This is a genomic window from Pseudomonas vranovensis DSM 16006 (assembly GCF_000425805.1).
GTDB classification, from domain to species: domain Bacteria; phylum Pseudomonadota; class Gammaproteobacteria; order Pseudomonadales; family Pseudomonadaceae; genus Aquipseudomonas; species Aquipseudomonas vranovensis.
Genome location: NZ_KE384457.1, coordinates 96,379 through 116,715 on the forward strand (window position 1 = coordinate 96,379; position 20,337 = coordinate 116,715).

At 61.0% G+C, this 20,337-nt stretch carries 17 protein-coding genes; 6 read left to right on the top strand and 11 right to left on the bottom strand.

Going from position 1 to position 20,337, the window contains the following annotated elements; translation table 11 throughout:
* Positions 1 to 3: 3 nt before the first annotated feature.
* Positions 4 to 1,470, bottom strand: a complete 1,467-nt coding sequence (dacB, locus tag H621_RS0124365) for a D-alanyl-D-alanine carboxypeptidase/D-alanyl-D-alanine endopeptidase (RefSeq protein WP_028945881.1) — start codon at positions 1,468 to 1,470, stop codon at positions 4 to 6.
* Between the two features lie 203 nt (positions 1,471 to 1,673).
* Here dacB and H621_RS0124370 point away from each other — a divergent pair, with 203 nt between their 5' ends.
* Complete coding sequence (locus tag H621_RS0124370) at positions 1,674 to 2,018, top strand: YggL family protein (protein WP_028945882.1); 345 nt, start codon at positions 1,674 to 1,676, stop codon at positions 2,016 to 2,018.
* Between the two features lie 41 nt (positions 2,019 to 2,059).
* Here the strand turns inward: H621_RS0124370 and H621_RS0124375 are convergent, their stop codons facing one another.
* The 6 genes from H621_RS0124375 to H621_RS0124400 all read right to left on the bottom strand — a co-directional run bounded on the left by H621_RS0124375 (position 2,060) and on the right by H621_RS0124400 (position 9,088).
* Positions 2,060 to 5,710, bottom strand: coding sequence for a transporter substrate-binding domain-containing protein (locus tag H621_RS0124375; RefSeq protein WP_028945883.1), 3,651 nt, complete (start codon positions 5,708 to 5,710; stop codon positions 2,060 to 2,062).
* An 8-nt stretch (positions 5,711 to 5,718) separates the two neighbouring features.
* Positions 5,719 to 6,342 carry a response regulator transcription factor gene (locus tag H621_RS0124380; RefSeq protein WP_028945884.1) on the bottom strand — a complete coding sequence of 208 codons (624 nt, stop codon included), beginning with the start codon at positions 6,340 to 6,342 and terminating at the stop codon, positions 5,719 to 5,721.
* A gap of 304 nt (positions 6,343 to 6,646) precedes the next feature.
* Positions 6,647 to 7,978: a deoxyguanosinetriphosphate triphosphohydrolase gene (locus H621_RS0124385; RefSeq protein WP_028945885.1), complete on the bottom strand. Its 1,332-nt coding sequence runs from the start codon at positions 7,976 to 7,978 to the stop codon at positions 6,647 to 6,649.
* 78 nt (positions 7,979 to 8,056) lie between these two features.
* Complete coding sequence (locus H621_RS0124390) at positions 8,057 to 8,389, bottom strand: hypothetical protein (protein ID WP_028945886.1); 333 nt, start codon at positions 8,387 to 8,389, stop codon at positions 8,057 to 8,059.
* Positions 8,386 to 8,763 carry a phage holin family protein gene (locus H621_RS0124395; protein WP_028945887.1) on the bottom strand — a complete coding sequence of 126 codons (378 nt, stop codon included), beginning with the start codon at positions 8,761 to 8,763 and terminating at the stop codon, positions 8,386 to 8,388. Before H621_RS0124395 ends, H621_RS0124390 begins: the two co-directional genes overlap by 4 nt.
* Positions 8,764 to 8,773: 10 nt before the next feature.
* Positions 8,774 to 9,088, bottom strand: a complete 315-nt coding sequence (locus tag H621_RS0124400) for an ElaB/YgaM/YqjD family protein (RefSeq protein WP_028945888.1) — start codon at positions 9,086 to 9,088, stop codon at positions 8,774 to 8,776.
* Positions 9,089 to 9,389: 301 nt separating this feature from the next.
* Here H621_RS0124400 and H621_RS0124405 point away from each other — a divergent pair, with 301 nt between their 5' ends.
* Positions 9,390 to 10,598, top strand: a complete 1,209-nt coding sequence (locus tag H621_RS0124405) for an ammonium transporter (protein ID WP_028945889.1) — start codon at positions 9,390 to 9,392, stop codon at positions 10,596 to 10,598.
* Positions 10,599 to 10,604: 6 nt separating this feature from the next.
* Here H621_RS0124405 and H621_RS0124410 read toward each other — a convergent pair whose 3' ends face one another.
* Positions 10,605 to 12,563 carry a monovalent cation:proton antiporter family protein gene (locus tag H621_RS0124410; RefSeq protein WP_028945890.1) on the bottom strand — a complete coding sequence of 653 codons (1,959 nt, stop codon included), beginning with the start codon at positions 12,561 to 12,563 and terminating at the stop codon, positions 10,605 to 10,607.
* A 177-nt stretch (positions 12,564 to 12,740) separates the two neighbouring features.
* Between H621_RS0124410 and H621_RS0124415 the strand changes: the two genes are divergently transcribed.
* The 4 genes from H621_RS0124415 (at position 12,741) to H621_RS0124430 (ending at position 14,844) form a co-directional block, all read left to right on the top strand.
* Positions 12,741 to 12,977, top strand: coding sequence for a glutaredoxin family protein (locus H621_RS0124415; protein WP_028945891.1), 237 nt, complete (start codon positions 12,741 to 12,743; stop codon positions 12,975 to 12,977).
* A gap of 93 nt (positions 12,978 to 13,070) precedes the next feature.
* Positions 13,071 to 13,502, top strand: coding sequence for a D-Ala-D-Ala carboxypeptidase family metallohydrolase (locus tag H621_RS0124420; RefSeq protein ID WP_028945892.1), 432 nt, complete (start codon positions 13,071 to 13,073; stop codon positions 13,500 to 13,502).
* Between the two features lie 92 nt (positions 13,503 to 13,594).
* Positions 13,595 to 13,906, top strand: coding sequence for a hypothetical protein (locus H621_RS0124425; RefSeq protein ID WP_028945893.1), 312 nt, complete (start codon positions 13,595 to 13,597; stop codon positions 13,904 to 13,906).
* A 50-nt stretch (positions 13,907 to 13,956) separates the two neighbouring features.
* Complete coding sequence (locus H621_RS0124430; protein WP_028945894.1) at positions 13,957 to 14,844, top strand: pseudouridine synthase; 888 nt, start codon at positions 13,957 to 13,959, stop codon at positions 14,842 to 14,844.
* Positions 14,845 to 14,885: 41 nt separating this feature from the next.
* Here the strand turns inward: H621_RS0124430 and H621_RS0124435 are convergent, their stop codons facing one another.
* The 3 genes from H621_RS0124435 to acnA form a co-directional block, all read right to left on the bottom strand.
* The gene (locus H621_RS0124435; protein WP_028945895.1) at positions 14,886 to 16,451 is read right to left on the bottom strand and encodes a methyl-accepting chemotaxis protein; all 1,566 of its coding nucleotides are present in this window, start codon (positions 16,449 to 16,451) and stop codon (positions 14,886 to 14,888) included.
* 75 nt (positions 16,452 to 16,526) lie between these two features.
* Complete coding sequence (locus tag H621_RS0124440; RefSeq protein ID WP_028945896.1) at positions 16,527 to 17,300, bottom strand: CPBP family intramembrane glutamic endopeptidase; 774 nt, start codon at positions 17,298 to 17,300, stop codon at positions 16,527 to 16,529.
* 152 nt (positions 17,301 to 17,452) lie between these two features.
* Positions 17,453 to 20,194: an aconitate hydratase AcnA gene (gene acnA / locus H621_RS0124445; RefSeq protein WP_028945897.1), complete on the bottom strand. Its 2,742-nt coding sequence runs from the start codon at positions 20,192 to 20,194 to the stop codon at positions 17,453 to 17,455.
* Positions 20,195 to 20,337: the final 143 nt, after the last annotated feature.

Genomic DNA, 20,337 nt, shown 5'->3' on the forward strand with positions numbered 1-20,337 from the left:
ATCTCAGGGTTGTACGGCTGCGGTGCTATTGACCAGTTTTGGCTGGCGGTACAAGTCCAGCAATACCTGGTCGAGGACTGCCGAGGCGCCCCAGGGCTTGGGGTCGTTGAGGATCGCCGCCACGGCCCAGGTGTTGCCGTTGCTGTCGCGGCTGAAACCGGCGATGGCGCGTACCGTGTTCAAGGTACCGGTCTTGATATGCGCTTCACCCGTCATGGCGGTGCGCTTGAGGCGCTTGCGCATGGTACCGTCCATGCCGACCAGTGGCATCGAGCTGATGAACTCGGCGGCATAGGGGCTCTTCCAGGCCGCTTGCAACAGGGCGGCCATTTCCCGGGTGCTGACCCGTTCGGCACGGGACAGCCCGGAGCCGTTTTCCATGATCAGGTGCGGGGCGGTAATGCCCTTTTTCGCCAGCCACTGGCGCACCACGCGTTGCGCGGCGCGGGCATCGTCGCCGTCGGCATCGGTACGGAACTGCGCACCGAGGCTCAGGAACAGTTGCTGGGCCATGGTGTTGTTACTGTACTTGTTGATGTCGCGGATGATCTCGACCAGATCCGGCGAGAAGGCGCGGGCCAGCAGGCGAGCGCTCTTTGGCACGGCGTCGATGCGGTCACGCCCCTGGATGGTGCCACCCAGTTCGCTCCAGATCGCCCGAACTGCGCCGGCGGCATAGGTCGGGTGGTCGAGCAGCGACAGGTAAGTTTGCGAGTTGCAACCATCACCCAGTTGGCCGCTTACAGTCACGCTGACGCTGCCATCGGCCTGGGTCACCGGGTTGTAGCGCACATCGCCGCTGCACTGCTTGCTGTTTACCGCTTTGACCTGGTTATCGATGCGGATCGTGGCGATCGGCGGTTCGACCGATACCCGGACCTTGCCGCCATCGTTGCGGGCCACGAAGCGCAGGGCCTTGAGGTTGATCAGCAGCGAGTCGGGCTTGACCAGGAAGGGCTTGTTTACGTCGCCACCGTCGTCATTGAAGTGAGGGAGCACGGGCTGCACGAAATGGCTGCGGTCCAGCACCAGGTCGCCGCTGATGGTTTGCACGCCATTGGCACGCAGGTCGCGCATCAACAGCCAGAGCTTTTCCATGTTCAGTTTCGGATCGCCGCCACCCTTGAGATAGAGATTGCCTTGCAAGGTGCCGTTACGCAGCGCGCCATCGCTGTAGAACTCGGTTTTCCACTGGTGGGTCGGGCCGAGCAGCTCAAGAGCGGCGTAGGTGGTGACCAGCTTCATGGTCGAGGCCGGGTTGACCGACACGTCGGCATTGAACACGGTGGGAGTACCTGGGCCGTTCAACGGCAGCATTACCAGCGACAGGGCCGAATCCTGCAGCTTGTTGGTTTTCAGCGCTTGCTGGACCTTCGGTGAAAGGGTGGTGTTGATCGCGGCCGCTTGAGTGGAGAACGCTACTGGCAACAGCAGGCCGGCGAGCAGAAAAGGGCGAAGAGATTTGATCATGTGCAATAAAACCCTGCGAGCGAGGGGAGAATGTCGGAGCGAGAAAAGGTGAAGGCCCCGGTTATAAAAAATATAGCGCGCATTATGCCCCAAGGCGGGGCCCGATGGGGCAGTGCAAAAGGGCGGCTTATCGGCTTTTATTCCGGCAACCTTGCGGCGAAACTGGTAAAGTGCCGCGCGTTAATACTCAAGAGGATTGTTTCATGGCCACTAACCGTTCCCGCCGTCTGCGCAAAAAACTCTGCGTGGATGAATTCCAGGAGCTGGGTTTTGAGCTGAACCTGGAGTTCAAGGAAGATCTGTCCGACGAAGCCGTTGATGCCTTCCTCGATGCTTTCCTCGATGAAGCCATGGATGCCAATGGCCTGGACTATGTTGGCGGCGATGACTTCGGTCTGGTCTGCAAGGCTGCGCGTGGCTCGGTCAGCGAAGAACAGCGCGCTGCTGTTGAAAGCTGGCTCAAAGGTCGCAACGAACTGACCAAAATTGAAGTCAGCCCGCTGCTGGACGCCTGGTATCCGGAAAAGCCGATCAATCCGGTTGCCTGATGCCTGAAAAAAACGGCGGCCCCAGTGGCCGCCGTTTTTTTTTATCCGGTTTTTGCCGTCGCTGCGCTTGCGACACTGTCGAGCAAGTGTTGTTCAAGCGCCGATTCTACGGCTGTCGTGGCAATCAGTAGCTGTTGCTGAAGCTGTTCAAGCGTAGCTGTGGGCAGTTTTGCTTCGCAGGCGGACTCGAGTTGTTCGCAGGCATTGATCAGCGTGTCTGCCTGGATGATCCGCGCTGCGCCCAGCATGCGGTGTGCCTCGCTCATCAACTGTTCGGCTTGATGACACGGGTCGAGTTCTTCAAGGGTGGTCCGATCCTTGGCAAGGTTGCAGTGCAGTTTCTCCAGCAGTCTCTGCAGGTCGGCAGCACTATCGCCTACCACCGGCCCCAGCGCTTGTAGATCGAACAGAGGCGCAGGCGACTGCCGGGGTGGCAGGGGTTGGGCTTTGGCCAGGCGCATGCCCAGGGCCTTGAGGCTGATGGGTTTGAGCAGGCAATCATCCATGCCCGCCTGCTGGCAGCGCTCACGTACCTCAAGTTGGGCGTTGGCGGTGTAGCCAAGGATCGTGCAACGCGGCAACCCTGCTTGCAGTTCGTTCGCGCGGACGGTCTGGGCAAACTGATAGCCACTCATATGCGGCATATTGCAGTCGACGATCAGTACATCGAAAGGCTCTCTCCGCCACAGATCCAGCCCCTCCCGGCCGTTGTCGGCACTGCGGTGCTGTAGCTCCAGGTAGTTCAATTGCTGGGTCATCAGCAAGAGATTGGCGGGATGATCATCGACGACCAGCACCCTCAGTCCGGAGACCGCGGCGCAAGGCTCGGTATCGGGGGGCGGGGTGTCAGGATCACTGGCCGTACCGGTCAATGGCATGCTGATGTGCGCACGGGTGCCTTCACCGTAGACACTGTGCAGCGTCAGGCTGCCGCCCATGATGTGGCACAGGTCGCGGCTGATTGCCAGGCCCAGGCCCGTACCACTACGTGCCAACTCGCTGTCAGGATCGGCTTGGGCGAATGGCAGGAAGAGGCGGTGTTGATCCTGCTCACGAATACCGATGCCGCTGTCTTGCACGGTCAACTCCAGGCGCGAGGCGCCTGACGCGCTGTCTGTTTCAAGGGCCAGGTCCAGGATGACCTGGCCTTGTTCGGTGAATTTGATGGCGTTACTGACCAGGTTCGACAGGATCTGCTTGAAGCGCAAGGGGTCCAGCAGTACGTTGCAATGGGCGGCGGGTGCGATCTTGAGCAGCAGGCGCACGTTCTTTTGCCGTGCCACGCCATCAAATACCCTGCCGACCGACTCCACCAGGTCGACCAGGTTGACCTGCTCCGGTGCCAGGGTCAGGTGGCCGGCCTCGATACGGGCAATGTCGAGAATGTCGCCGATCAGCGCCAGCAGGTCTTTGGCAGAGTTGTAGGCCACTTCGACGGCCGAGCGATCCAGGTGCCCCTGGCCGGCTTTTTCGAGGGTCAGTTCGAGCATGCCGAGGATGGCATTCATCGGCGTGCGGATTTCATGGCTGATGGTAGCCAGGAAGGTGCTCTTGGCCCGGTTGGCATCATCGGCCTGCTGTTTGGCCAGGCGCAGGTCCTGAACCAGTTGGCGCCGTTCGCTGATATCGATCCAACCCCCTATGATGCCTTGGACTTCACCCAGAGAGTCCCGATACGGCAGGATCCAGTGGTAGATGGTCAGCTCCTTGCCTTTGAGCAGCAAGGGACGATCAACAATCAGCGGGACGCCTTCGTTGATGACTTTCTGGTAGTCACTCTGCATCTGGCCGGCAAAGTTGATGTCGCTCAACACGCCTTCCTCGATGCCTTTGCCCAGTACTTCGTCCAGCTGCAGTTCGACCGCTTCCAGATAACTGTCGTTGCAGCTTTGCAACATCCCTTCGCGATCACGCACATACATGGGGTGTGGCGTACCGTTAAGCAGTGCGCGCATGAATTCAAGCTGATCGCTCAAGGCGCGTTCGACCGCTTTGCGTTGCTGGATCTGTCGGCGCATGCGGGCGTTCCAGGCCAGCGATATGAGCAACAGCAGGCTGGTGCACAGGATGACCTGGAAAATCAGGTTCTGGTATTTGTGCCAATAGGCATCGGTCTCGGTGCGGTAGCCTCGCCAGCGTGAATTGATCACCCCCAGTTCTTCCGGGGCAATGCTCAGCAGCGCTTTGTCCAGGATCGAGGCCAGCTCCGGCGCGGCGCCTGCGGTGGCCATGGAAAAGGTTGCCGGCTCGGCGCCAACGGTTGCGCGAATGGTCAACCCTCGCTGGGACGCCAGGCTGAAATTGGCTGTGATCAGGGCAGTGACCACTGCGTCGACGTGTCCATTGGTGAGTAGGGAGACGGCGCTGTTGGTACTTTCCGTTTCTACCAGTTGCACACCGGGCGCCTGTTTGTACAGGGTGTCAGCCAGGGAACTGCCGCGAACCAGGGCGACGCGTCGCTCTTTCAGCTGCGCGACCGCACCCGGTTGGTCCGGGCCTTGGCGGGTCAACAGGACATAGGAATTTTCCAGGTACGGGCGGCTGATGGTCAGGTTGCTTGCGTTGGTATTTGGAGCGATGGCGGCGATGACATCGGCCTGGTTGTTGTTCAGGCGCTCGATCATGTCACTGATACCTGAGGCGCGTTGGACTTCGAAGCGCAAGCCGGTGCGCAGGCGGATCAGTTCAAGCAAGTCGGCAGCGATACCTCGAAAGTTGCCATTGCTGTCGAAGAAGGTAACGGGAGCTGCAGTTTCGTTGACCACGACTCGCACCACCGGGTGTTTGCTCAACCAGCGTTCTTCGCACGGCGAGAGCTGAAGCTTGCGATCGGTCAACAGCACATCGCTGCCAACGCTCCAGCGCTTGAAAATGGCTTCGCGGGTATTGCTGGAGACGTTCTCGAGGGTGGCGTTGATCAACTTCAGCAGTTCGTGATTGTTCTGCTGCACGGCAAAACTGAAACCTTCGGGCTCGTGTTTGCCGAAATTGGCCATCTTGACGTTTTGAAGGTGGCCCTGGTTGATCATATAGTGTGTGGAGATGGTGTCGCCTAGAAATACATCGGCCTGGTCGAAGGCCACGGCATTGAGAGCGTTTTGGTAGGAAGGGTAAGCCTGGATCCTGGCTTCGGGGTAGTTGGCCCTTATTTCGTCCAGTGGCAGGTAGTGGTAGACCATGCTCAAGCGCAGATTGGCGAGGCCGGTATCGAGGGGACGGTTTTCGTCTTCTCGGGTGACCAGCACCGGTTGGTCCACGGCATAAGGCCGGGAAAGCACGACGCCGGGCGTGGCAGCTTCAAAGCCGTTGGCACTGCCTAGCAGGTCGATCTTGCCCTGCACCAGGGCGCGTACCGCCTCCTGGCGATCGGCAAAGCGCCGTACACGGATCGGCAGGCCCAGGGTGCTGCTGAGGATACCGGCATAATCGGCGGTCAATCCCTCGTAGTCACGGCCACTGGCGGTCATGTCGAAGGGGGGATAGTCCGGCGCCGAAGTGCCAAGTACCAACGTCTCTTTCTGGTTGATCCATTGCCGTTGTGCAGGGTCCAGGGCGAGGGAAAAAGGAACGGGAGGGGTACGGCTGAGCAAGTTGTACGAACTGGGTTGGGTTTCATCTGCCTGTACCGCCAACCCCATGCACAGGCTGGCCAGAATGCTCCACAGACAGCGTGAGAGTCCGTACCTTCGCATGGCCCGCCTCAAACCAGCGAGTTGCGTTTGGCCATTTCAATGAGTTCCACCAACGAATTGGCCTTGAGTTTTTGCATCAGGCGTTTTTTGTAAGTGCTGACGGTCTTGTTGCTGAGGAACATGCCTTGGGCTATCTCTTTGTTGTTTCTGCCTTGGGCGAAAAGTTGCAGTACCATCAATTCGCGGTCATTGATGTGCTTGAACAGTTCCAGTTCGTGCGGGTCGTTGTCGCCCGGGTGCTGGTTGATTGCCTGGCTAGGGAAATAGTTGTAGCCGGAGAGTACTGCCTTAATTGCACTGAGTAATTCGCTCAGGTCTTCTTGTTTGCACACGTAGCCGGCCGCGCCGGAATGCATGCAGCGAATAGCGAAGAGTGCCGGAGATTGTGCGGTGAGTACCAGGATTTTCAGCGGTACGGCCATGGAGTGGAAGCGCGACAGCACCTCGAGGCCATCCAGCCTCGGGATGCTGATGTCGAGGATGATCAAGTCGGGCAGGCATTCGCGGGCCATCTGCATGGCGTCCACGCCGTTATCCGATTCTCCGATAACGCGATAGCCTTCATTTTCCAAGAGCATTCGTACCGCCAGGCGAATGACCGGGTGATCGTCGACAATGAAAACTGAGTGCATGTTGAACTTTCCAGTTAATGTGCCATGGGTAAGGTTGCACCTTAACGCAGTTATAGGAGAGCGCACATGAAGAGAAGGGTGGGTAGAGCCTGTATGGGAAAAGTCTTACTTAAATAGCGGGCATGGATTACAAGTCTTCTGGGAATACACTATTGTCAATCCGGATATTGGTAACGGGGTATTGCTAAGTACACTCTGTGTTTAAGCGTGTCGGGTGTTTTCCTTTAATTTACTTCAATTGAGTCGCTGGCCAGGTGTTCGGGCACTGTCGCACTCGTACCGCCTGGCCGTTCGCCTGACTCTTTCAGGTCGGGCTTGAGCGCCCCGTCATTTCTCGGGCCATTTCACTGGCATAGCTGTCTGTCATCCCGGCAATGAAGTCGATCATGCGCAAGAACGAAGTGTGTAGCGAGGCGGTAGGGTCTGGCGCATTGTTGCCCAGTAGATCAAGAATGCGCCGGCTCTTGAACGAAGGCGTACGTCCACCGTGTTGTTCGAGCGCTGCTCCACAAAAGGCGTTGAGCAATATCTCGAGGGTGGTGTAGGCACCGATTTCGTGAAGTGTCTTGCGTTTGTCCTGAAAGATCTTTTTGCGTGCCATGTCTTTGGCCTGGAGCACACAGCGCTTGGCCGGGCCATGCATATGTTCCACCAGGTCGCCGTGCAACTGTCCCGACAGCAGGGCGTCTTGTTGCTCGACAAATGCGCGGGCAGCGGCGTTGGTCAGGTGCTCGATGGCTTTACCGCGCAGAATCGCCAATTTGCGTCGACGTGAGTCTTGCGGGCCCAATTGTCGATAGGTTTCGGGCAGGTCGTCACCCACCAGGCTCAATAGCAGCGACTCGACTTCCGGATAATCCAGCAGGTCCATTTCCAGACCGTCTTCCAGGTCGATCAGGGCGTAACAGATATCGTCGGCGGCCTCCATGAGGTACACCAGCGGGTGTCTCGCCCAGCGTTGTTCTTCCAACTGTGGCAAACCGAGTTTACGAGCGATCTGTTCAAGCAGCGGCAGCTCGCTCTGGTAGCAGCCAAACTTGTGCTTTTTGTAGCCCAGCGCGTCTGCGTGGCGAGCGGTCCAGGGGTATTTGAGGTACGTGCCAAGGGTGGCGTAGGTCAGCCGGGTACCGCCATCGAACTGGTGGTATTCCAGTTGGGTGAGTACACGAAACCCCTGGGCATTACCTTCGAAGTTGAGAAAGTCGGCGCGTTCGGCCTCGCTCATTGCATCCAGCCATCCACGGCCTGCGGCCTGCTGGAACCAATGGCGGATAGCGTCTTCGCCAGAGTGGCCGAAGGGCGGGTTACCGATGTCGTGTGCAAGGCAGGCAGATTGCACCACCATGCCCAGGTCGCTCGGCTCGCACCATTGCGGCAGTCGGTCACGCAGGGTTTCACCCACGCGCATGCCCAGGGAGCGGCCGACGCAGCTGACTTCCAGCGAGTGGGTCAGGCGGGTATGGATATGATCGTTGCTCGATACCGGGTGTACCTGAGTCTTGCGTCCCAGGCGACGAAAGGCACCGGAAAAAATGATCCGGTCATGGTCCTTGTGAAAGGGGCTGCGGCCCAGCTCTTCGGGGCTGTGCAGCGTCTTGCCGAGACGTTCGCGGGTGAGCAGGGTTTGCCAATCCAAGGCCTGTACTCCAGATAGATGCAGGCCCCTAGCTTCCCGTGTGGGGCCTGTATCTGCAAGTCCTGCGGTGTGCAGCCTTCAGCGCTTGCTGGCAGCACCCTGCAGGGCCAGCTTGAGTAGCGGGATCAGGCTGGTGCCCAAGCGGATCAGGCGGCTCATGCCACCGCTCCTGGCCCCTTTGCCGGTCAGAAACCCCAGCACCACCACGGCGCCGATTCCCCACAAAGGCGCATGCTTGATGCCCAGCCCGCCCTGTAGGCTGTCGCCCATGGCGCGCAGCCGGGTCAGTGGATTGAGCAGTTGCCCGGATTCATGGCGGATTTCCTGGCGGTGCATCTCCAGGCGCAGTCGCACCAGGGCCTTGCGCAGTTCGCGGCGGTTGGTGGTGTTGGGCAGTTCAGGCAGGCTCATGGCAACAGGCGCTCCCGGTCCTTGGCGAGTTCTTCGAGGGTCGAGCTGAAGGGCGATGATTCATCGTACACAGCAGCCTTCAAGCGCAGTCCGCAGTACAGTGCCGCGACTCCGTAGAACACGCACAGGCCGATGACACCAGCCAGTCGATAGCTGTCCCACAGCAGTACCAGCACCAGGGCCGAGAGCGCGACCAACAGCAGCAGGGCGAACACCAGGGCCAGGCCGGCGAACAGCAGCAGGCTCAGGGTGCGGGCTTTCTGCTCCTGCAGTTCGATGCCGAACAGCTCAACGTGGCCATGCAGCAAGCCAAGCACTGCTGCACCCAAACGCTTGCTGGATGCCCCGGTGGTACCGGACGATTCGCTTTCCATAGCCCTGACCTCAACGACGGCTGGCGAGCAGGCCGATCAGAAAGCCGACCCCTGCGGCGATGCCGATGGATTGCCAGGGGTTGCTCTGGACATAGTCCTCGGTCGCCGTCAGGGCCGCCTCTCCGCGCTCACGTACCGAGTCCTGGGTCTGTTGCAGGGTTTCCCTGGCGCGCAGCAGGCTCTCATGGATCTGGCCGCGCAATTCGTCAGCCTGGTCACCGGCCAGGGTGGCGGTGTGCTCCAGCAACTTTTCGGTGTCGCGAACCAAGGCCTGGAAGTCAGCCATCAATATGTCTTGAGCAGTCTTTGCCGATTTGCTGGCCATGGGGCTCTCCCTAACGGTGTGTGTGGCTACTTCGAGTAATGGGGGCTTGCGAAGGTTCAGTTCAAAACGCTGGTACAGCTTTTGCTGTGGGTTGGTGCGCCGGGTCCGGTGCCTGCGCCGAATCCGGGCGCACCGAGGTAAACGAACCTTTAAACCTTAAACCAATCCACGACAAACCCAAGGAAAAACTCCACTTATCAGCAGGATCGGCCAAGGAGGTGGCTTTTATGTGATCCAGGCTGGTGCATAAAGGGGTTTTCCCGCGCTGTCTTGGTGCTCTTTTGAGAGGCCTGCCGACTTTATGGATAACCTGCAAAGTGCAGTGGACACGCTCGTTCACGGCTCCAACACTCTGTTCATCCTTCTGGGTGCCGTCATGGTCCTGGCCATGCACGCCGGGTTTGCCTTTCTTGAAGTGGGCACCGTGCGGCACAAGAACCAGGTCAATGCCCTGTGCAAGATTCTCAGCGATTTCGCGGTTTCGACCCTGGCGTACTTTTTTGTGGGCTACTGGATTTCCTACGGTGTCAGTTTCCTGCAACCGGCGGCTGTGTTGGGCAGTGAGCACGGCTACAGCCTGGTGAAATTCTTTTTCCTGCTGACCTTCGCCGCCGCGATTCCGGCGATCATCTCCGGTGGTATCGCCGAACGGGCACGCTTTGCGCCGCAATTGTGCGCCACGGTGTTGCTTGTCGCGTTCGTCTATCCGTTTTTCGAGGGTATCGTCTGGAACGGCAATTTTGGGGTGCAAGGCTGGCTGCAGGCGCAGTTCGGTGCTGGCTTCCACGATTTCGCAGGCTCCGTGGTGGTGCATGCCATGGGCGGTTGGCTGGCGTTGGCAGCAGTGCTGTTGCTCGGTCCGCGCAATGGTCGCTACCGGGACGGCAAGTTGGTGGCCTTCGCCCCTTCGAATATTCCGTTTCTGGCCCTGGGGTCGTGGATCTTGATTGTCGGCTGGTTCGGCTTCAACGTCATGAGTGCCCAGACGCTACAAGGGGTCAGTGGCCTGGTCGCGGTCAACTCCTTGATGGCCATGGTGGGGGGCACCGTCGCCGCCTTGCTGGTGGGGCGCAATGACCCGGGCTTTCTGCATAACGGACCGTTGGCCGGATTGGTCGCGGTGTGTGCCGGGTCCGACCTGATGCACCCGGTCGGTGCCCTGGCCACCGGCGCGATAGCCGGCGGGCTGTTTGTGCGGTGCTTTATTGCGGCGCAGAACACATGGGAGATCGACGATGTGCTGGGCGTCTGGCCGCTGCACGGCGTGTGCGGTGTATGGGGGGGTATCGCCTGCGGGATCTTTGGCCAGACTGCGCTGGGTGGCCTGGGGGGCGTCAGCCTGATAAGCCAGTTGATCGGCAGCCTCGCCGGGGTGATGGTGGCGCTGCTCGGTGGCTTTGCCGTCTATGGTGCGATCAAGACGGTGCATGGCCTGCGCCTGAGCCAGGAGCAGGAGTACTACGGCGCCGACCTGTCGATTCACAAGATCGGCGCCACCAACCACGAGTGATCCGCCTCAGCGCCCCGCGACCAGGCGTGCCTCGCACGCTTCAAGCGCCGACAGCGGGCCGCTGAGCAACACCGCATCGCCGGCATGCAAGCAGGTGCCGGCGTTCACTGCCACTTCTTCACCGTTGCGCTGCACTGCCTGCAACTCGACTCCCAGTTGCTCAAGGTCCAGTTCGGTCAGCGCCCGTCCGCAGGCATAGGCATCGGCCCCCAGGTTCACGGCATGCATCATGGCCTTGGGTTGACCTTCGCTGTCCACCGGGCTGGTCTGGGCGCCGTGGTAAAAGGCCTGGAGCATGCGATAGCGGGTCTGGCGCACCTCGTCGATACGCTGCTGGACATGTTCCATTGGCAGGCCGAGCATGACCAGTGCGTGCGAGGCCAGCATCAGGCTCGATTCGAGCAGCTCTGGCACCACGGCGGTCGCCCCGGCGGCACGCAACTCTTCGCGCTGGCTGTCGTCGCGTGTGCGGACCAGGATCTGCACCTGCGGATGACGCTCTCGCGCCGCCTTGAGCACGCTCATGGCGATATCGGTCTTGTCGACGGCGATCACCAGCAAGCGTGCGCGCTCCAGGCCGATGGCACTGAGCAGTTCGCCCCGGCGAGAATCGCCGTAATGCACGCTGCTTTCGCCGGCCGCCGCTTCCTGGACGCGCACAGGGTCGTCGTCCAGGGCGATGAACGGGATATTTTCCCGGCGCAGGAAGCGACCGATCGACTGGCCCACACGACCGTAACCGCAGATCAGTACGTGGCCACTCATCGAGGCGCTCTGGGCCTCGATTTCTTCCAGGTGGACTTCCTGGTTCGGTTTTCGGTGCAAACGGGCAGCAATGCCAGGTGCGGCGCGCAGCATCAGGGGAGTCACTACCATCGAGCAGAATGTGGCCGCCAGCAACAAGTTGCCGATGGCCTCGGGCAACAACTGGGTTTGCTGCATCTGCGCCATCAGGGCGAAACAGAACTCACCACCCTGGGCCAGGGCCAGGCCGCTGCGCCAGGCGGTCTCTGCATCGCTGCCGCGGATCCGCACCAGTGCGGCCACCACGACACCTTTGATCAGCAGCAGACCGAGCGTCAGTCCGAGGATTTCCAGGCCATGGGTGGCGAACAACTGCAGGTCGATCAGCATACCGATACTGACGAAGAACAAGCCCAGCAAGATGTCGCGGAACGGGCGGATATCCGCTTCGATCTGATGGCGATAGTTGCTCTCGCCCAACAACATGCCGGCCAGGAACGCGCCCAGTGCAGGAGACAGGCCCAGCAGGTGGGTCAACCAGGCCGTCAGCAGCACGATGACCAGTGCCAGCAGCACGAACAACTCCGCCGAATGGGAGCTGGCGACCTCATGGAACAGACGTGGCAGCAGCCAGCGACTGGCCAGTAGCAGGCCGATGAACAGCACCACGGTCTTTGCCAGGGTCAGCGGCAGCGCCCAGTACCAGGCCTGACCGCCGTCGCCGGCAAACACCGGCACCAGCGTCAGCAGCAGGACGGCAACCACATCCTGGAACAGCAACACGCCAATGGCGTTCTGGCCATGGCTGCTGAAAATCTCGCCGAGGCTGGTCAATTCCTTGCTGACGATGGCGGTGGACGACAACGCAAGCCCGGCACCCAGCAGCAGTGCAGCATTTGCTGGCATGCCCAGCAAGGCCAGCAGGCCAGCCAGCAGCACCGCCGAACAGACTACCTGCAGGCTGCCCAGGCCAAACACGACGTTGCGCAGGGCGAGCATTTTCGACAGGGAGAACTCAAGGCCCAGGGAAAACAGCAGGAACACCACGCCCATTTCCGCGAGGTCCGGCAGCTCTTCGCTTTCGTTGACCCAGTTCAGGGCGGTAGGGCCGACAAACAGGCCGACGCACAGGTAACCCAATACCGGCGGCAATTTCAGTCGTCTGAAGAAGGCAATGACGACCAGTGACGAGGCCAGGATGATTAACAGGTTGGCGAACACAAAACACTCCATGTAGGAAAGCGGCAAAAAACCAGTAAGTCTGAACAATAGTCGCTGTTCGAGGGCTGACCTGGATCAGGGGACTGGAAGTCATTCATGGTCTTGGCCTCCTGCTCGACGGTCACGGGCAGCGGACCTAGAATAATGAATCTTTGTAACTCTTGCCGGTACCTGTAGATGCCTCCTGAATGCCAATTGTTCGGTACCCTCGGTTGCCACCTGTGTGAAGTGGCCGAAGCCGTGTTGATGCCTTTTGTCGAGCACGGCCTGCTGGTCGAGCTGGTCGACATTGCCGATGACGAGTCTCAGGTCGAACGCTACGGTCTGAGGATTCCGGTGTTGCGTCGCTGCGACACCGGGGCCGAGTTGAACTGGCCGTTCGACGCCGAGCAGGTGGTGGCCTTCTTGCGGTGAAGTAGCCGCACGTGGGGAGCGTTTCCTGTCGTGCATGACAGGGGGGGGGCATGGACAATCCTGGCTTTGCAATCGCATGCCAAGGAGCGGGCCATGTACTTGAGTGAACACTTCACGCTGGCTGAGATGACGGTGTCGGAGACGGCAGCGCGTCGGGGCCTCGACAATTCACCCTCCCCGCAGATCATGGCCAACCTTCGTCGGTTGTGCGCCTTTCTCGAACGCGTACGGCTGCTGCACGGCAAGCCAGTACTGGTCAGCAGTGGCTATCGCAGTGTCGAACTGAACAGTGCCCTGGGCGGGACGCCCGGGAGTGCGCATACCCGGGGCCTGGCCGCGGATATCAATGTACCGGGCGTCACACCGGCAGCGTTGGCGCGAAGCGTGGCCGACAGCCGGCTGATGTTCGATCAACTGATTCTCGAATACGACCAGTGGGTACACATCGGCCTTGGCGATGCGCAGCAGCGTCGGCAATTGCTGACGATCCGCCGCGGTACCGGTTATCTTCCCGGCGTGGTCTGACAGGCGCTGGCTGATTGACGCGACAGGCATCTCTGAATATGCTGTATATAAACACAGTATATGGGGTGGCGTTTACCCCGAGGGTCCGGATCATGGTCAATGTCGAACAACTGAAATACACCGTCAATCGCATGTCCACCGAGGTGGTGAGCGAGGCGGTGCTGGAGTTGCGCCTCGATGGCCTGGTGCTGGAGGGCAAGACGCCGTTCAACAAACTGCATTTCAACACCTGCTTTGCCGAGATCGAAGCCTTGTTCCAGCGTGCCGGGTTTCACCGGCCGCTGGATGTGGTGGGGTACCAGGGGCTTATCTATGCCTTGTATGACCCAGGCCGCTGGGACGCTGTCGACGTACTGCGCTGGCTCAAGGAGTTCGTCGAGGCGGCGGCACCCCAGGCTGGCTGAGGCGCCGGGCATGCGGGATAATGCCCGACCAATCCGTCACGAGCGTTTCCATGGCCACTGCCCCTTTCGATCCGGCCCAGCACCAAGCCAGCACGGTCTGCCTGCCACCTGGCAACTGGGAGACGGTGCTCGATTGCCTGAGCGACCATTTCAAAGCCATTGGGCGCGAGCAATGGCTTGATCGTATCGCCCGCGGACGGGTGCTGGATGCCCAGGGGGAGCCGATCGCGGTGACACTGGCCTACAAGCCTGGGTTGCGCATCCACTATTTTCGCGAAGTGCCCAACGAGAAGCCGATCCCGGTTGTAGAGCAGATCCTGCACGTCGATGAGCACCTGGTGGTCGCGGACAAACCCCATTTCCTGCCGGTCACCCCGACGGGCGAGTATGTCGAGCACACCTTGTTGCGCCGCCTGATCCGTCGCCTGGGCAACCCCAACCTGGTGCCCCTGCATCGCATTGACCGGCACACCGCCGGGCTCGTGTTGTTTTCCGCCAATCCGCAGAGTCGCTCGGCCTACCAGTCGTTGTTCCCCAATCGCCAGATCGACAAGCGTTACCAGGCCATTGCCCGGGCGTTGCCTGAGCTCGAGTTTCCACGGGTGCACAAAAGCCGCATGGTCAATGGCGAGCCGTTCTTTCGCATGCAGGAAGTCGAAGGGCAGAGCAATAGCGAGACCCTCGCCGAGGTACTGGAGAAGCACGGCGAGCTTTGGCGATACGGCTTGTCACCGGTCACCGGCAAGACCCACCAGTTGCGCGTCCACATGACTGCGCTGGGGGCGAGTATCTGCAATGATCCGTTCTACCCGCAGGTGGTCCACCAGCCGGACGACTACAGCAGGCCATTGAAGCTGCTTGCCCATAGCCTGCGCTTCAAGGACCCACTCAGTGGCGCAGAACGCTATTTTGAAAGTCGGCTGACACTCGACTGGTAAGGCAGGAAACGGCGCACCCGGTACCGGGTGCGCCGTTTTTTTCAGCGGTTGAAGCGTTCTACCAGTGAGTACTGGCTGGTGGCGGTTCGAGTCAGCTCTTCACTGAGCAGCGCCGAATGCTGGGCCTGCTCGGAGGTCTGGTCCGCCAACTCGGCAATGGTGCTGATATTGCGGCTGATCTCGTCGGCCACCGCCGTCTGCTCTTCGGTCGCGGCGGCAATCTGGGTGGCCATGTCGGTAATGTTGGCCACTGCTTCGCTGATACCGACCAAGGCCTGGTCGGCTTCCATTACCCGCGCCACGCCTTCCTCGGCCTGGCGATGGCCGGCCTCCATGGTCTGCACGGCATTGGTGGCGGTCTGCTGCAGTTTGGCGATCAGGTTATGAATCTGCCCGGTAGACTCGGCGGTGCGTTGGGCCAGTTGGCGAACCTCATCGGCTACCACGGCAAAGCCTCGGCCCATCTCGCCGGCGCGGGCCGCTTCGATGGCCGCATTGAGTGCCAGCAGATTGGTCTGATCGGCAATGCCTTTGATCACATCGACCACGCCACCGATTTCATCGCTGTCGCGGGCCAGTTGGGTCACGGTCAGGCCGGTTTCGCCCACGGCAGCCGACAGCCGCTGGATGGCATCACGGGTCTCGCCGGCGATGTCGCGCCCGCGCCCAGTCAGGCGATTGGCTTCCTGTGTGGCATCGGCTGTGCGCTGAACGTGATTGGCCACTTCCTGGGTGGTGGCGGCCATTTGGTTGACTGCAGCAGCGACCTGTTCGGTCTCGACTCGTTGACGCTCCAGGCCCGACGAGCTGTTATGGGCCAGGGTATCGGATTGCCGCGCCTGTTCGTTGAGGTGCTCGGCGGTGTCCTGCAGGCGGGTCAGGCAGGTCTTCATGCGTGCATCCTGGCTGAGCATTGCCATTTCCAGGCGGGCCTGGACTCCACGGCTGTCTGTGTACATCTGCGCGATGAGTGGGTCGGAGGTGGTCTGTTCGGCCAGGCGCAGCAGGCGTTTGAGGCCGCGCTGTTGCCAGCTCAAGCCCAGCAGGCCGAGTGGCACCGACAGGGCAGCAGCCAGGGCGAAGCCCCAGGAATGCCCCAGCCAACTGCCGATCAGGAAACCAACCTGGCTGACCAGAATAAACGGCAACCAGTCCTGCACCACCGGCAGCCATTTATCGCGACGCGGAATCGCCGACTTGCCCTGGTTGATGCGCTGGTACAGGGCTTCGCCCCGGCGGATCTGTTCGGCCGTGGGTTTGACCCGCACCGACTCGAAGCCCACCACCTGATTGTTCTCGAACACCGGCGTGACGTAGGCGTTGACCCAATAGTGGTCGCCATTCTTGCAGCGGTTCTTGACGATGCCCATCCATGGCAAGCCTTGCTTGAGCGTGGCCCACATGTGCGCAAACACGGCAGGTGGCACATCCGGGTGGCGCACCAGGTTGTGCGGCGCGCGCATCAGCTCCTCGCGGGAAAAACCGCTGATCTCGACAAAGGCATCGTTGCAATAGGTGATCACACCTTTGGCATCGGTAGTGGAGATCAAGCGTTGTTGAGCAGGGAAAGTCCGTTCGCGCTGGGTAATCGGCTGGTTGTTACGCATAAGCTGTTCAATCCGCAAGGCTTTCGAGGGGTATCGGCAGCGTGGAGGTTTTGTTGAATGAATATTTGCAGTTCGTCACGGTTTCAACAGGGGGTAGGTGAAGCCGACGAAGTGGCTCAGGTTAAGCGCGAAATGGCAGAGCACGGCGGCATACAGCCCACCCTGACGATAGGCCAGGCCGTAGCCAAGGCCTGCCAGGGTTGCCAGCAGCACCCACTGCCAGCCAGCACCCAGGTGAGCAATACCGAATATGCCGCTGGCCAGCAGTAGCGCCAGGGTGCGGTGGTGCAGCAGGCGTTCGAGCCCGCCCTGGATGTACCCGCGAAACAGCAGCTCTTCGGTCAAGCTGACCAGTAGCAGGTTATTCAGCGCCCAGATCCAGGTTTGCTCGGGCCATTTGGGCGCCCAGGCCACAATGCCCAGTAGCCAGGCACCGCCCAGGCACACGGCGATGATCGTCGCCAGCGTCAGGGCCAGGCCCGCCGCTGGGCGTTTGCCGCCGATACCCAGCACCCAGGGGCAGGCCAGCAGGAGCCAGAAACCGATCAAGGGTTTGTCCAGGTTCAGGTGCATGGAGAACGGCAGGGCACCATCGCTGAAAACAGCCTTGTCGATCACCTTGGCACCCTGGAAACCCGGAACCCAGTGCAGGGCCAGGCTCAGTGCCAGCAATATGAACAGGGCGTGGCCGAGTGACTGTTGCCAGCGGACGGAGCGGTTCGCCAGCAGCCCGGCTCCTGCCAGGGCGACCAGGCCAGGCACGGCATGCAGGCCAAGGCTGCCGTGTGCAAGTGCAACGGCGTAGCCCAGGCCTAGCATGGCCAGTCCGATTCCTTGCGAGACAAGCATGTAGATTCCTTTGGCAGTGAAGACCTGATGCTTACGACTCCCTGGGCGCCAACCAGGACACGTTCATCGGCCATGCCAAGGACCGGGCGCGCCGCCATGCTGGCCGGCGTCCCAGCGAAGAAGGCCCGGCCGTCGTGGGCCGGGCCGTTGTTTCAGGCTGCGATCAATTGCCGCAGCACATAGTGCAGGATGCCACCTGCCTTGAAGTACTCCACCTCATTGAGCGTGTCGATGCGGCACAACACTTCGATCTGTTCCTGGCGACCATCCGAGCGGGTGATCTTCAAGTTCAGCGGCATGTGAGGCCGGATGTCCGCGTTGCTCAGACCAAGAATGTCGATGCGCTCGCTACCGTCCAGGGCCAGGGTCTTGCGGGTCTGGCCGCTGACGAATTGCAGCGGCAACACCCCCATGCCGACCAGGTTGGAGCGGTGGATACGCTCGAAGCTCTCGGCCAGCACCGCTTTGATCCCCAGCAGGTTAGTGCCTTTGGCCGCCCAGTCGCGGCTGGAACCGGTGCCGTACTCCTGGCCTGCAATCACCACCAGCGGGGTACCATCGGCCTGGTAGCGCATGGCCGCGTCATAGATCGCCATCTTCTCGCTGGTGGGGGCATACAAGGTGTTACCACCTTCTTCGCCGCCGAGCATCTCGTTGCGGATACGGATGTTGGCGAAAGTGCCGCGCATCATCACTTCATGATTACCTCGACGCGAGCCGTAGGAGTTGAAATCACGCGGCTCTACACCCTTGTCGCGCAAATAGCGACCGGCGGGGCTGTCGGCCTTGATGTTGCCAGCCGGGGAGATGTGGTCGGTGGTCACCGAGTCGCCGAGCAGGGCCAGTACCCGAGCGCCGTGAATGTCTTCGATGTGCGGCAAGGGGCCGGTGATGTCATCGAAGAACGGCGGGTGCTGGATGTAGGTGGAGTCGTCCTGCCACACATAGGTCGCTGCCTGGGGCACGTCGATGGCTTGCCATTGGGCGTCACCGGCGAAGACTTCGGCGTACTCCTTGTGGAACATCGCGGTGTTGACGCTGGCCACCGCCGCGGCGATTTCTTGCTGGCTCGGCCAGATGTCGCGCAGGTACACGGGTTGTCCATGGGTGTCGGTACCGAGCGGCTCGGTGGACAGGTCCAGGCGCACGCTGCCCGCCAGGGCATACGCCACCACCAGCGGTGGCGAGGCCAGCCAGTTGGTTTTCACCAGCGGATGCACCCGGCCTTCGAAGTTGCGGTTGCCTGACAGCACCGAGGCCACGGTGAGGTCGGCGCCGGTAATGGCTTTTTCGATGGCGTCGTCCAGCGGTCCCGAGTTGCCGATACAGGTGGTACAGCCGTAGCCGACCAGATCGAAACCCAGTTCATTCAGATAGGGCGTAAGGCCGGCAGCCTTGTAGTAGTCGGTCACCACCTTGGAGCCGGGGGCCAGCGAACTCTTGACCCAGGGTTTGCGCGTGAGGCCTTTTTCGACGGCTTTTTTCGCCACCAGACCTGCGGCCATCATGACGCTGGGGTTGGACGTGTTGGTACAGGAGGTGATCGCCGCGATCACCACCGCGCCATCGCGCAGCAGGTGGCTTTGCCCCTCGTGTTCATAACTGGCCTCGCCAGCCTGATCGGCATTGCCCACGGCCACACCGCCGCCGCCTTCGCTTTCCAGGCGGCCCACCTCTTTGTTGGAGGCACGCAGTTGCAGGCCGAGGAAGTTGTCGAACGCCTGACTGACCTGAGACAGCGCGACCCGGTCTTGGGGCCGCTTGGGCCCGGCCAGGCTGGCTTCGACTTCATTCATGTCCAGTGCCAGGGTGTCGGTGAATACCGGTTCCTGACCGGGCAGGCGCCACAGGCCCTGCTCCTTGCAGTAGGCTTCGACCAGTTGGACGGTTGCCTCGGGGCGACCCGACAGGCGCAAGTAGTCCAGGGTAACCTGGTCGACTGGGAAGAATCCGCAGGTGGCCCCGTATTCCGGGGCCATGTTGGCGATGGTGGCGCGGTCGGCAAGCGGCAGGTCGGCCAGGCCGTCGCCGTAGAACTCAACGAATTTGCCTACCACGCCTTTCTTGCGCAGCATCTGGGTGACCGTCAGCACCAGGTCGGTGGCGGTGATGCCTTCACGCAGTTTGCCGGTCAGTTTGAAACCGATGACCTCCGGAATCAGCATCGACACTGGTTGGCCGAGCATGGCGGCCTCTGCCTCGATACCGCCAACCCCCCAGCCGAGTACGCCCAGTCCATTGATCATGGTGGTGTGCGAGTCGGTGCCGACCAGCGTGTCGGGGAAGGCATAGGTGCGACCGTCTTCCTCGCGGGTCCAGACCGTGCGGCCAAGGTATTCCAGGTTGACCTGGTGACAGATGCCGGTGCCCGGTGGCACCACGCTGAAGTTGTCGAAGGCGTTCTGGCCCCAGCGCAGGAAGGCATAGCGTTCACCGTTGCGCTGCATCTCGATGTCGACGTTCTGGGCGAAGGCTTCCTGGCTGGCGTAACGGTCGACCATTACCGAATGGTCGATGACCAGGTCCACCGGCGACAACGGATTGATCCGCTGCGGGTCGCCGCCGGCCCTGGCCATGGCGGCACGCATGGCGGCCAGGTCGACCACGGCCGGTACGCCAGTGAAGTCCTGCATCAATACCCGTGCCGGGCGGTACTGGATCTCACGGTCGGAGCGCCGTTCCTTGAGCCAGTCGGCCAGGGCGCCAAGGTCGTCGCGGGTGACGGTCTTGGCGTCTTCCCAGCGCAGCAGGTTTTCCAGCAACACTTTCAGCGACATGGGCAGGCGTTGCAGATCGCCGAGACTCTTGGCGGCCGCGGTCAGGCTGAAGTAGTGATAGGCACGGTCGGCGACCGTCAAGGTCTTGAGGGTTTTCAGGCTATCGAGCGAGGGCATTTCCAACTCCTTCTGCGCCGGTGATCGGCAATCTTCCCTGCAGTCGCCGATTCACCGCCTCTGTGACGGTCCGCACGGCACGGACCTGGCTGAGCGGTCAGGTTAGCCCTGTTTGGCGGGCCTGACCAAGTACTGGACCGGCG